We start from the raw sequence: 11874 nt of genomic DNA on the forward strand, positions 1-11874 counted from the left end.
GAGTTCATCTGCAAGTTCCTGATAAATATCTTCAGCTGTGTAGCCATTCACCGGCTGGTTGGCGCTGCTTCGGCCAAACAGAATGCCGCTAGTATTTTCAAACCAGCCAGCGAGCTTCATTTGAATGAGGGATCTTCTCAAATCGGTCGTATTCATTTCGCAGTTTTCTAAATACCAGATGACGTTCTCACCAGGGATATGTTGTTCGCGAAACGCTGCTACATCTCCATATGACGTCCCAATAAGGTGGCGGATGACATCGATGCATCCACCGAGCAGCCCTCCTTTAAAGTGTTCCACTTTTTCAGAAACGGTCTTCCATTCCGTTTTCTCCGTCAAATGGAACACGCAAGGAGAAGGGTTTTCGTGATCCCATTTGGGCTGATAGAAAGAGGAGGAGGTCTGAACAACCATTCCATCTTTTTCAGTCGTTAATACTTTATGCCACATGGCCGTTGTTTCATCAGTGTATTCCCCGCGCATATCAATGAGGTTGACTCCATGTGCCGTGGCAATCCCTATTTTTAATGTGATGGCCAGAAGCAAGACACTCGTATCGGAGTAGCCCAAAATCCACTTTGGGTTGATTTTATCAAAATCCAATTTTTCGATTATTTCAATCAGCAACTCTCCTCCCCATGGCGGGATGATGAGGCCGACTGCTCGGGTGTTAGTCAATGGGAAACTCGAACAGGAGCTGACACAAAAGCAGGGTTGGTAAAGAATTTCTACGATTATGGAACCTATAAATATGAGGATAAAATCTGTGCAGCCATGGATGATGCAAAAGACAAATACCGCGGCATGTACGCATCCTTAAAGCCGAAGATGGCAGAAGCAAGCACAACTGTCGAAAAATCATCTGAGGAAGAGAAGAAGTAGGAAGAACAAATAGATACAACTATTGGGGTAAACAGGAGAAAAAAACGGAGAAGAATGCATCTTCCACTAAATAGAAAAAAAGAGTCCTCCAAGCAGGAAAGTGTGACAGATGACGAAAGCGGCGGATCAGGTACAATGATCTTCGACCTATTCATTTTAATCATAGTCATTCTATTTTTCCTGATTCCTGTAATCCAGCGCAGACCATTGATCGCTAACAAAATGCGTTCAAAGAAATTGATTTGGAACCTTGTGCCTGGATTGTCCAATTGCTTATTTTTGTTCATCATTTTAATTATCAAAATCATCGAAAATGTTCATTCCTTAATTAACAGGAAGTTCCTATGTGATTTCTTTGGAACTTCCTTTTTCTATTTTTGTGCCATTTTTTTATTTTGTTGAAAGAGTGACTTTATATGCCTTGTCATAATAGATCGTATTTACATTTTGTACTTTTATATCTTTGTTTAAAAGAGGTTGGTTGTAAACTAAAACGGATTGATTTTCTTTGGAAGCAGAAATACTTTCCTCAAGGTCTCGAATCAGTACTTTTTGATTTTTATCGATAAGTACAAATGGAAGGTAATGATTTATAGGATAAGGTGATTCGTAATAAAGATAGGTCTTGCCGTCTTTTTCTAGGGCCTTAGTAATAGTTATGTTTCTTTTACTGTCTAATGGAATGATTGTTTTTCTATTAGAATTTAATTCTATAGACTGTGCATTTGACTGGTTTTCATTGACTGATTTATTTAGTTTGAATGGAATAAGAGTTAAATTTTTTAGATTAACATCATCGTTGGCATAATAACTTAGTACTCGCTGTTTTCCTTTATAATGCCCGGCTGATTGACCGCCAAGCCATGTTAGTGATTTACCTTGATCATCGACGACAAGATAATCTAAAAAGGCCGAATCCTCGTTTACAATACTTTGGATATAAAGTCTAATTGGTGTCAATATGATTTTCTCCACTTTGGTACCCGGAATAGCCGAGATGTTCTTATTAATGTTTATTTCTTTCACATTTCCTTTTGCTTTTTCACTTGTGATAGGAATGGTCATGGACCAGTCTGAATCGCTTGCTTCTTCGTGAATATTTTTGAGTTCAAGATTTAGTGAAAATTTATCAGGAATATGATTCACATTAATCTGTTGATCATTTAACATTTTTTCTCCTAAATCAATACGGCCATTACTATTGAAATCTGAAGTGAAATTGCCTGATTTCAACGTAAATAAGATAACCCCATTATATTTCTTATGAAGTTTATCCGTGAATTCTCCATATTCTCTCTGTTCGTCTGGTTTTCCATCTACGCCTTTCCCGCTTAGTGTGGTCTTGTCAGTATTCATGCTGGGTTTTTCGTTTAATGGCTTATTACTCTCCAATTTATAGGAAACCATTAATTGGAATCCGTCAAATATTGTATTCGTAATGGTTAGCTTATCTCCATTTACAGAAGAGGAAAAAAATGTGTTATCTGAAATCTTTTCATAGTTTCCACCGATATGAACAAACTTCTCTAATGAAGTCAAAATCGGAAAAATGTTAGCGAAAGTAGGTACATTAAAAACTGACAGGATGAGAAGACATAAGCTGACTGCAATCGGTAATAGATAGCATTCAATCCTCCGTTTCTTTTTAGTTGGGAGACTGGCTATTGTTTTATGAATCTTACTATCTAAATCACTAGGCAGGGTAATAAGATTTTTAGATAGCTCCTCTTTGATTTTTTTGTCTATAAAATGATTCATATTTAAATATCCTCCGTATCCATATTCTCATTCTCCAAATTTAATTGTTTTTGAAGAAATTTTCTTGCAATCGATAATCTCGATCTCACTGTTCCTTCGGGGACTTTTAAAAGCTTGGCTATATCTTTTGAAGGCAAGTCTTCATAATAGAAAAGAATAATGACTATCCGAAGGTCTTCTTTTAAGGAGAAAATGGCTTCTTGTAAGTCCATATCTTTATATGTATCTTCATACGATGCCGACGGAAAACTTAATTCCTCGAGAGAGATGGTTCTTTTTCTTAACCTTAAGATATTGTTGCAATGATTAATGAGAATTCGAATGAGCCATGTACGAAAATATTCGTCTTTTTTTAGTTTTTTAATATTTTGATAAGCACTGAGGATTGTATATTGAATGGCATCCTCTATATCCAGCTCTTGATAAAGCATGGCCTTTGCTATGCGATAAAGGTTTCTTTTGTTTTCATGAATTAATGTAGAAAATGCTTCATTGTCGCCGATTTTAGCTAATGCAACCAATCCTTTCTTTTTATGAATATTTGTATTTAGCAGGGCAGTTAGTTTCACTTCTTTTTCCTCCTCCTTACTATTAGATAGAACAAAGAGAGGTTTTGCTCAATATTTATAATAATTTTTTTAATTATTTTAGAGAGGGAATAAAACATATCCTAGAAAGGTTAACACAAAAAGTAAAAACGCTTAGAGAAATCCAAGCGTTTTTACATAGGTTTAAATGAAATTACCATTGAAAATTAACACTATCATGATTTAAAATGCTGAACTATTTTCCCTTTCCCATCCTTCACTTCCACTTCAGCATACGCACCGTTCACAAAAGTAATCTGAGGAGGGACATGCCCGCAATCCACGTCATAGATGATGGGAATGCCGAATTCATCTGCAAGTTCCTGATAAATATCTTCAGCTGTGTAGCCATTCACCGGCTGGTTGGCGCTGCTTCGGCCAAACAGAATGCCGCTAGTATTTTCAAACCAGCCAGCGAGCTTCATTTGAATGAGGGATCTTCTCAAATCGGTCGTATTCATTTCGCAGTTTTCTAAATACCAAATGACGTTCTCACCATTGATATGTTGGTCGCGAAACGCTGCTACTTCACCATACGGTGTCCCTATAAGGTGGCGGATAACATCAATGCATCCACCGAGCAGCCTTCCTTTAAAGTGTTCCTCTTTTTCAGAAACGGTCTTCCATTCCGTTTTCTCCGTCAAATGGAACACGCAAGGAGAAGGGTTTTCGTGATCCCATTTGTGCTGATAGAAAGAGGAGGAGGCCTGAACAACCATTCCATCCTTTTCGGTCGTTAATACTTTATGCCACATCACCGTTGTTTCATCGGTGTATTCTCCGCGCATGTCAATGAGGTTGACTCCATGTGCCGTGGCAATCCCTGTTTTTAATGTGATGGCCAGAAGCAAGACACTCGTATCGGAGTAGCCCAAAATCCACTTTGGGTTGATATTATCAAAATCCAATTTTTCGATTATTTCAATCAGCAGCTCTCCTCCCCATGGCGGGATGATGAGGCCGACTGCATCCTCCTGCATCATTTCCATGAACTCTGCGGCTCTTTTAGTGGCCGGAGAGGATTTTGCTTTTTCTTGCTTCCAAACCGTATCCCCGATTATCGTATTAAATCCTTCATTCTCCAGTTTGCTGCAAGCCTGTTTGACTAGGGAGTGCAGTTCCTCTGGTACACCGGAAGAGGGGGCGGTAATGCCAATCACCGTGTTCGCTTTTAATAATGGATAAGTAATCATATGTAAACTCCTTTCCATAAACCATTTGACTACCATTCGACAAAAACATAGGAATCCCTTTTTCTTCTATGATAGTCATGAAAATGTTAAAAGTTGTCCATAATGGTGTTGGGTCTAATCAGAAGATTCATGCTAAAATACTACAAAATGAACAAGGAGCGAATTTTTACATGCGAAAAGTACTTTTTCTTACATTGATCTTCCCGCTCGCCTTATTGGGAGCTTGTGCAAATCATGAAGCGAAAAATCCTTCTCAAAAAAACAATGGAGAGCAGGCCGCTCATGGTGATCATAATGCAATGGAAGCTATGAACCATGGAGATATCCGTGAAGCGACAAGTTCAGCAACTATTTTGCCGAGCTTCATGAAAAATAAGCCGCAGAAAATGCAGGATATCTATTTGGCGGTTGCCCAGAACAGGGAGCTGCTTGAAAAAATCCCATGCTATTGCGGCTGCGGGGAATCAGTGGGACATATGAACAACTACGATTGCTACATTCATGAAAACCACAAAGACGGGTCAGTCGTTTGGGATGATCATGGAACAAAATGCGGCGTCTGCCTCGACATTGCTGAAAAAGCCATTCAAGCGAAGCAGCAGGGCATGAGTGTAAAACAAATCCGTGCGATGATTGATCAGCAATACAAGACAGGATACGCAAAACCGACGCCGACACCAGAAGTTTAATGAGAAAAAGGGAGACCGAATCCAAAACAGGATTGGGTCTTTTTTTATTTTTGCAGGAAATGAGAAAAGATTTAGCGAAATAAAAAACAGCCCTTATAAAGAGGCTGCTGTTCGTCGATTAATTTTTTGGATGTCGGATTTTATAGATAAAACCGGCAAGGACATTGGCTGGAAGGAATAGCATATTGCCCTGTGCACCGTAATGAAGAACCAGTTCACCGGCTTCCATGTCATCGTACATTTTCCCTTGTTTCTTATTCAATCTCTTTTGCTCGTCTTCCATGCCACGGACATAAAGATATTGAACAGGGAGGAAAATGAGATTGATAACGGCATATCCCAAGACTGCCCATAATATATAGTTCATGCTGCACCCCCTAATTCTTTCACCTTACCCATATTATACCACAAGGGTTGTGTAAAAATTTAAAAAATAGAAAAGAAGAAATTCCCGAAACTTTTTTCACTTTTTCCGCGTCTAATTAAATGAGTATCTGAATGGAACGGATTTTTTAAAAGGTGGTGTGGATGTGGAAACGGCAGTGGATACAGGCAATCATTTTTTGGTGATCGGATCATTTGTATTTCTTTTGACCGGTGCATCCTTGTATTTTTACCCTAAGCTGAGTGTTCTTTTGATGGTATTTTTAAGTATGATGTTCGGATTTATCTACACATTTTCCATTGAAGCCGTAAATACCGCATTGACTGCTGTTCTCATAAATGGTGTTTCTGCCGCACTTGGGGGAACAAGTGTCAAGCTTTTGAATCAGCGGATAAGATTAAAGAAAACTACAGATGAAAGCGCAGGTTGAGGGAACCACCTCCAAAAGCCGCATCCACAGTACTTGCTGCTGTGGTTTTTTAATTTGAAGGAAAAAATAGTTTTTCAGCGAAACTTAATAGTTATACATAATGATATTGTGAGGGGTTTACATGAATTGTCATGTACAAAAAGGTATCATTCATTATGAAACAGCAGGGGAAGGCTTCCCACTGTTGATTTTGCATGCCATGGGAACGGATCATCGGTCCATGAAAGCATGGATGGAACCGATATTTGATCAGCTGAGTGGATTCCAGAGGGTGTATGTCGATCTGCCTGCACATGGGAAAAGTAGCATCACGGATACTTTTACTTCCACTGATGATAGTGTGCAAAATTTGCTGGATTTTGTTAATCAAACGTTTGATCAAAAATCATTTGCCCTTGTCGGATCTTCATATGGAGGCTACTTGGCGCAAGGGATCATGCATTATATGCCGGATCGGGCGAAAGGAATATGCCTGCTCGCACCTGCTGTCCACAATCGAGAATTTTCAGCTCCGGAGAAAGTCGTCGTTGAACGGGAAGATGACTGGTTTGAGGGAGTAGATGAGGATATCAAGGCTGCAATGGAAACGTTGATGATCAGGCTGACAAAAAAGAATTTGACCCATTTTCTTGCTGAGATCCAGCCTGGGCGTGAATTGGCTAATCGTGAATTTTTGACCTCCGATTGGGGAAAAGAGAGATACTTTTTGCAGGAGGAGCCATTTTCTACACAAGAGTTATGGACACAGCCGGCTTTGTTTATGCTAGGCAGAAAAGATACTGTGGCCGGCTGGAGAAATCAAATGAAGTTAATGGACAAATTCCCTAATGGTACATTTGCTGTGCTCGAGGATGCCGGGCACATGCTGCAATTCGACAAAAGGGAATTGGTGCAGAGTCTTGTAAGGGATTGGCTTAAGAGGCTTCGGTACTCCATTTAGGGATTTTTTTATCTTGATTTTCAGGTTTTTCTGAAGGAGAAAAAATCAAATAAACCAATTTAAGATGCCGGGGTTCCGGCGTTTTTTTGTGAAGAAATTATTCTTATGTAACTTTTTGGATATCCGTTCGTTTTTCATAATAGACTGGTCAACACCATTAAACGTTTAAAGGGGAACAGTACTGTGAATTGGGAATTGATTTGGCGGGAGCATGGACGAGAAATTTTCGCCTATGTCTATACACGGGTGAGAAATAAAGAAGAAGCGGAGGATTTGACGCAGGAGGTTTTTGTTAAGGCCATCCGATCAGGCGAGCGTTATCAGGAAGGCAGCGTTAATGTAGTTGCGTTGCTGAAGACCATTGCGAAGAATCTAATCATCGATAAATGGCGGACGAAAGGGACCGCGCAGATTTTTCCGCTGAGTGAGGAAGCAGGAAATCATTCGAGCAGCGAAAACGTGGAGAAATTGATTGAAGAAAAAGACGAAATCAAACGGGCCCTTTCGATTTTGAATGAGGATCAATTAAAGGTTGTCACCTGCAGACTCATTCAAGGGCATTCCGTCAAGGAAACGGCAGCCCTGCTTGGGAAAAATGAGTCGACGGTGAAGGTCATACAATTCAGGGCAATAGAGAAAATGAAAAATAAGCTGCATCAAATGCCGGCAGGGAGGGATCAATAAATGGCACTCAATAAAGAAGAAATGTTGTCTGACTACATCGATTGGCTGAATGATGAGCGCCAGGACATCCATCCGATGGGAATAACCGCAGACAAAGATTTAGAAAAAATGTTCGAAACCGCTGAAATGATTCATTCAATGGAGCTCGAGCAGTCCGAGCCATCACAGGCGTTTATGGATCGCGTATCAAAGCGGATTCGTGAGGAAGAGGCTGCACAGAAATCGAAGAAAAAGAGTTTCAGCTGGAAAACGGCAGGAAAGTGGCTGCCGCTCGGGGCTGCTGCGGTTGTAGCTTTATCGCTCCTATGGAATGCATTTGGTGCCACTCCACCAGCTGGTGCTTCCGACATATCGGTGGTCGAAATAAAAACGATCGCGGACCTGAGAGAAAGCGCGGCACTTGCTCCATCCTATAGACCTGGGATGGGGAGAGAAGAAGTCATTTATTCTAAAGACGATCAAATATGGAGATTACAGACGGAAAATGGAGAAAAAACGGTTTTTCCTCTAAATAACTTTCAATACATGCACGACCCAGCATGGTCTCCAGATGGTAAAAGGTTGGCTTTTGCGGGCTATAAAAACGGAAAAGAAGGCATCTGGATCATGAATGCAGATGGAACGGTTCTTCAACAGGTGACAGATCCACCCTCAAACGAAGAATTCCATGAACATCCTAATTGGTCACCGGATGGTGAGACCCTTTTATTTTCAAAACTTGGTGAAAAAATCGTTGAACCGCATGGAGCAAAAGTTGTGGGAAATGAGGTATGGAAAGTGAATGCAGATGGTTCAGGACTGAAGAAAATAACGCAAGGTGGCAGCCCTGTTTGGTCACCATTGGGAGATAAGATCGCATTTACGAGGACATCAGCTGAAGGGGAAACGTTTATTTGGCTAGCTGATTCCGATGGATCGAATGCAGAAAAACTGACTGAAGGAAGTGAGCCTTCCTGGTCGCCGGATGGGAGATTCATCGCCTTTGTTCAAAAACGCGAGGAGAATCTGAAGTTAAAAGATGCACCATCAGCCATAATTCAGGCAACATATCGGGATGTAATGGCTCTCGATACTACCAATGGTCAAATCACCACATTGACTAAAAATGAATTCTCAAAAAGACAGCTTAAAGAAGTCAAAAAGCAGGTGGAAAATCAGACTCCATCCACTAGTCCGATCAAATATATGGTGAGCGGAAAGTTTGATGACGGAATGCCGACTTGGGCAAAAGACGGGAAACATATCCTTCTGACAAGAAATGAAAACACAGAAGAAGGAAGCCACTTCCGTTTGATTGAATTGACATTGACCATTAAATAGAAGGAAGGAAAAGGGAATGAAATGGTTTTTGAAATTATCGGTGCTGTTCCTGGCGCTAAGCCTTGCGGCGTGTTCCAGCCAGGATTCCGCACCTGTTGAGAAAAAGACAGATGTGCAGGAGCACGCAAAAAATGGATCCGCAAGTGAGAAAAGCAGCTTTGATCAAAAAGATGCAGAAGGGAACTCACAAAAGGAAGAACAAAAAGATACTAATGGAGAAGAAGCTCAAAGCTCTTCAGAGGATTATTTTAACACGGTGAAGCTTGACCACATTTCACTTCAGGTTCCGAAAGAATGGAGTATTCAAAAAGGTCTTGATTCAGCTGGGTTCCAGGTAAACGGCGAGGCAATCGGCGGCATTGATGGACTTGGCTATTCTGATGATGTTCAAAGTTTGCTGCCGAATCATCATGAAGTGCTTTCGACAGAAGATGTAAAAGGTGCCCCGGTGAAAACGGTCATCGTTAAATTGACCACCGATGCCTTGAACGGAGAAAAGCAGACAGAAACACATGTCTTCTTCATCCGGCCAGACCAGAAAGCAGCATATGATTTGCACTTCATCAGCAGCAAAATCAACAACGAAACACTCCAATCCATTATCAAATCCATCCAATAAAGAAACCGGGAGATGCCAAAGTGACAGGCACCTCCCGGTTTTTGTTATATTTTGTCGAATCTAAACTTTTTCATTTTTACTGCGATAAAATGGGATGTGAATCGTCTAATGTTGTTGAGAAGGTAATTGGGGGAAGACATATGACTGAAAAAGAGCGGATTACACAGTGGTTTTATGAATACAGCGATGATCTTTACCACTATTTTTATTATCGTTTGGGCAAATCGGATGCAGAAGACCTCGTACAAGAGGTATTTATAAAAGCACTCAACGGAATCAAATCATTCAACGGAAACTCCACACCTAAAACATGGCTTTTCAGGATCGCATTAAATGCAGCAACGGACAAAATCAGGCGCGAAAGAAGAACCCGATTCGGACTGGCCGCCATTTTTCAACATGAACTTTTACAGTCTGATAACGGTGGACCTTCACCTGAGCGTATGGCAGAAATGAATGAAAGCAGCCGGGCGCTTTACGACGCCATCCATAAATTAAAGGGGAGCTACCGCGACGTTTTGATTTTACGGGGAATCAAGGAATTTTCCGTTGACGAAACAGCCGCCATTCTGGATTGGAGTCCACAAAAAGTCCGCTCTACCTATTATCGGGCAAAAGAAGCATTGGCAAGAAAACTAGGAGGTGATTATGATGCATAGAGAAACGGATGCAAGATTGGAATCCCGTCTGAAGAATCTTCCTAAACCAAGCCTTTCGGATAGAGAAAAAGGTCAAATGTTGAATCAAATTTTGAATACTGAATCAAAGCCGAAAAGAACATGGAAGTTCACACCTGTTATTGTTCAGGCAGCAGCAGGATTGGCAACCCTTTTCATCATTGTGCTTATCGGCATGTCGGCACTGAAACCCGTGCATCACAACGGAGCAGGATCTGAAACTGGAACGGCCAAACATTTTGCTTATGCGGGAGAAACTATGAATTTGTATGATCTTTCTAAACTACAGACCCCATATGTGGGGAATAACAGCAAGGTCATCCAGATTGCACATTCGTTGCCTGGGGGAGGACTGGTGAAAGAAATTTCACTACAGACGAAAACTGCATCTTACGGAGTGACGATTACGTATGCTTCCAAAAACTCCAAACAATTTGACGCGTTCACACAATCAGGATTAAAGGATAAAATGCTGACCAATGCTGCAGCTTGTCTGATTTTAATCGATAATGCAGATCAAGTGAAGATGATCGTTGAAACCGATCCCGTCCAAACGTATGAATACACTAGGTCCGAACTCGAAAAAACATTCGGCAGGGACTTAAGTGAATACACCAAAAACCCAAAGCTCTGGAAAAAAGAAATCTACGACAACTAACACTACAGGTGACAGGGACCTCAACATGGAATAATCACAAGTCTCAGATGGTCAAAGATTAAAATAATGAAATCAGAAGAGGATGGTTGCTACTTTGGAAAATAAACATGTCTTTAATGATATAATCTCTGATTATGCAATAGCACGACCGGGTTATCCAACAGAGTTATTTAGAGATATTGTTGAATATTCGATGGTAACAAGTGATTCATCCGTACTTGAAATAGGTTCAGGTCCAGGGCAAGCGACAGATTATTTCGTAAAGAATGGATATCCTATTACCGGATTAGAGCTTGGAGAAAATCAAGTAGAATATTTATTAGATAAATATTGTACTTATGAAAATTTTAATGCCTTGCCTTTGTCTTTTGAGGATTTTCATACAAAACCGGAAATATATAATTTAATTTTTTCAGCTACAGCATTTCATTGGGTTAAGCCGGAGGTTGGGTACCCTAAAGGATACAATCTCCTTAAAAAAAATGGAGTGATGGCTGTATTCTGGCATTTGGGTTCTATTATTGAACCAAAAACTGAAATGCAGGATCAAATAAGAAAGATATATCGAAAATATGCTCCTGAGCTTGATGACTATATAAGTTTAGATGAAGCCGAGGATTTGCATAAACTAAGAATTTCACAAATTCAAACCAATAACTTATTTAGTAATCCAGTGCACAAAGTTTATAGATGGAATGATGAATACACTACTGATAGATATCTGAGATTGATGAATTCTTACTCTGACTTTCATTCAATAGATAAAGATAAGCGAAAGGCTATCCTAGATGAAGTGAGAGATTATATAGACAGTAATGGTGCGAACATAACCGTTCCACAGGAAGTAAGATTATATATGGCAAGAAAGTGATTGGTGACAGTCACCACCAGGTTTTTAAAGGGTTTTGTCGAATGAGCTTTAGGAGTGAAAATAAAAAATAGAAACTTAATTGGAGAGCTAATTTGTATAGCAATTAGCATCTCTCTTTTTATGGATCTTACCATATTGAAATTTTTCAACCATCCTATTATTAATGAATATGGAATTTTAT

At 40.1% G+C, this 11874-nt stretch carries 15 protein-coding genes; 10 read left to right on the plus strand and 5 right to left on the minus strand.

The window, feature by feature from the left end; genetic code table 11:
• A partial coding sequence (locus DFR59_RS05235; RefSeq protein ID WP_245948382.1) for an LD-carboxypeptidase occupies nt 1-678 on the minus strand: 678 nt, incomplete at its 3' end.
• A gap of 36 nt (nt 679-714) precedes the next feature.
• On the opposite strand from DFR59_RS05235, the gene DFR59_RS20025 reads away from it, so the two are divergent.
• On the plus strand, nt 715-882 hold the full coding sequence (locus tag DFR59_RS20025) for a hypothetical protein (RefSeq protein WP_158538323.1): 168 nt from the start codon (nt 715-717) through the stop codon (nt 880-882).
• 390 nt (nt 883-1272) lie between these two features.
• Here the strand turns inward: DFR59_RS20025 and DFR59_RS05245 are convergent, their stop codons facing one another.
• From DFR59_RS05245 to DFR59_RS05255, 3 genes are all read right to left on the minus strand, one after another.
• Entirely contained in the window at nt 1273-2640 is a 1368-nt protein-coding gene (locus DFR59_RS05245; RefSeq protein WP_114744552.1) for a DUF4179 domain-containing protein, read from the minus strand.
• A 2-nt stretch (nt 2641-2642) separates the two neighbouring features.
• Nucleotides 2643-3209 carry an RNA polymerase sigma factor gene (locus tag DFR59_RS05250; protein ID WP_245948383.1) on the minus strand — a complete coding sequence of 189 codons (567 nt, stop codon included), beginning with the start codon at nt 3207-3209 and terminating at the stop codon, nt 2643-2645.
• Between the two features lie 194 nt (nt 3210-3403).
• Nucleotides 3404-4420: a S66 family peptidase gene (locus DFR59_RS05255; RefSeq protein ID WP_114744553.1), complete on the minus strand. Its 1017-nt coding sequence runs from the start codon at nt 4418-4420 to the stop codon at nt 3404-3406.
• Between the two features lie 170 nt (nt 4421-4590).
• Between DFR59_RS05255 and DFR59_RS05260 the strand changes: the two genes are divergently transcribed.
• Nucleotides 4591-5109, plus strand: coding sequence for a PCYCGC motif-containing (lipo)protein (locus DFR59_RS05260; RefSeq protein WP_114744554.1), 519 nt, complete (start codon nt 4591-4593; stop codon nt 5107-5109).
• 118 nt (nt 5110-5227) lie between these two features.
• Here the strand turns inward: DFR59_RS05260 and DFR59_RS05265 are convergent, their stop codons facing one another.
• Nucleotides 5228-5476, minus strand: coding sequence for a DUF3949 domain-containing protein (locus DFR59_RS05265; protein WP_114744555.1), 249 nt, complete (start codon nt 5474-5476; stop codon nt 5228-5230).
• Nucleotides 5477-5639: 163 nt separating this feature from the next.
• Here DFR59_RS05265 and DFR59_RS05270 point away from each other — a divergent pair, with 163 nt between their 5' ends.
• The 8 genes from DFR59_RS05270 (at nt 5640) to DFR59_RS05305 (ending at nt 11693) form a co-directional block, all read left to right on the plus strand.
• On the plus strand, nt 5640-5924 hold the full coding sequence (locus DFR59_RS05270; protein WP_114744556.1) for a hypothetical protein: 285 nt from the start codon (nt 5640-5642) through the stop codon (nt 5922-5924).
• Nucleotides 5925-6045: 121 nt separating this feature from the next.
• Complete coding sequence (locus tag DFR59_RS05275; RefSeq protein WP_114744557.1) at nt 6046-6864, plus strand: alpha/beta fold hydrolase; 819 nt, start codon at nt 6046-6048, stop codon at nt 6862-6864.
• Nucleotides 6865-7047: 183 nt separating this feature from the next.
• The gene (locus tag DFR59_RS05280) at nt 7048-7548 is read left to right on the plus strand and encodes an RNA polymerase sigma factor (RefSeq protein WP_158538324.1); all 501 of its coding nucleotides are present in this window, start codon (nt 7048-7050) and stop codon (nt 7546-7548) included.
• The gene (locus tag DFR59_RS05285) at nt 7549-8868 is read left to right on the plus strand and encodes a PD40 domain-containing protein (protein WP_114744559.1); all 1320 of its coding nucleotides are present in this window, start codon (nt 7549-7551) and stop codon (nt 8866-8868) included.
• Nucleotides 8869-8884: 16 nt separating this feature from the next.
• Nucleotides 8885-9487: a hypothetical protein gene (locus DFR59_RS05290; protein ID WP_114744560.1), complete on the plus strand. Its 603-nt coding sequence runs from the start codon at nt 8885-8887 to the stop codon at nt 9485-9487.
• 140 nt (nt 9488-9627) lie between these two features.
• Nucleotides 9628-10146, plus strand: a complete 519-nt coding sequence (locus DFR59_RS05295) for an RNA polymerase sigma factor (protein WP_114744561.1) — start codon at nt 9628-9630, stop codon at nt 10144-10146.
• A complete protein-coding gene (locus DFR59_RS05300; protein ID WP_114744562.1) occupies nt 10136-10822 on the plus strand; it encodes a DUF4825 domain-containing protein in 687 nt (228 codons plus the stop codon). Before DFR59_RS05295 ends, DFR59_RS05300 begins: the two co-directional genes overlap by 11 nt.
• Nucleotides 10823-10916: 94 nt before the next feature.
• Nucleotides 10917-11693 carry a class I SAM-dependent methyltransferase gene (locus DFR59_RS05305; protein WP_158538325.1) on the plus strand — a complete coding sequence of 259 codons (777 nt, stop codon included), beginning with the start codon at nt 10917-10919 and terminating at the stop codon, nt 11691-11693.
• Nucleotides 11694-11874 lie beyond the last annotated feature (181 nt).

This window comes from Falsibacillus pallidus, from assembly GCF_003350505.1.
Lineage (GTDB): Bacteria > Bacillota > Bacilli > Bacillales > DSM-25281 > Falsibacillus > Falsibacillus pallidus.

Excerpts from the sequence above, each read along its gene's own strand:
- DFR59_RS05245 (WP_114744552.1), bottom strand. The coding sequence starts at position 2,640 with ATGAATCATTTTATAGACAAAAAAATCAAAGAGGAGCTATCTAAAAAT.
- DFR59_RS05255 (WP_114744553.1), bottom strand. The coding sequence starts at position 4,420 with ATGATTACTTATCCATTATTAAAAGCGAACACGGTGATTGGCATTACC.
- DFR59_RS05300 (WP_114744562.1), top strand. The coding sequence starts at position 10,136 with ATGATGCATAGAGAAACGGATGCAAGATTGGAATCCCGTCTGAAGAAT.
- DFR59_RS05275 (WP_114744557.1), top strand. The coding sequence starts at position 6,046 with ATGAATTGTCATGTACAAAAAGGTATCATTCATTATGAAACAGCAGGG.
- DFR59_RS05290 (WP_114744560.1), top strand. The coding sequence starts at position 8,885 with ATGAAATGGTTTTTGAAATTATCGGTGCTGTTCCTGGCGCTAAGCCTT.
- DFR59_RS05260 (WP_114744554.1), top strand. The coding sequence starts at position 4,591 with ATGCGAAAAGTACTTTTTCTTACATTGATCTTCCCGCTCGCCTTATTG.
- DFR59_RS05295 (WP_114744561.1), top strand. The coding sequence starts at position 9,628 with ATGACTGAAAAAGAGCGGATTACACAGTGGTTTTATGAATACAGCGAT.
- DFR59_RS05265 (WP_114744555.1), bottom strand. The coding sequence starts at position 5,476 with ATGAACTATATATTATGGGCAGTCTTGGGATATGCCGTTATCAATCTC.
- DFR59_RS05285 (WP_114744559.1), top strand. The coding sequence starts at position 7,549 with ATGGCACTCAATAAAGAAGAAATGTTGTCTGACTACATCGATTGGCTG.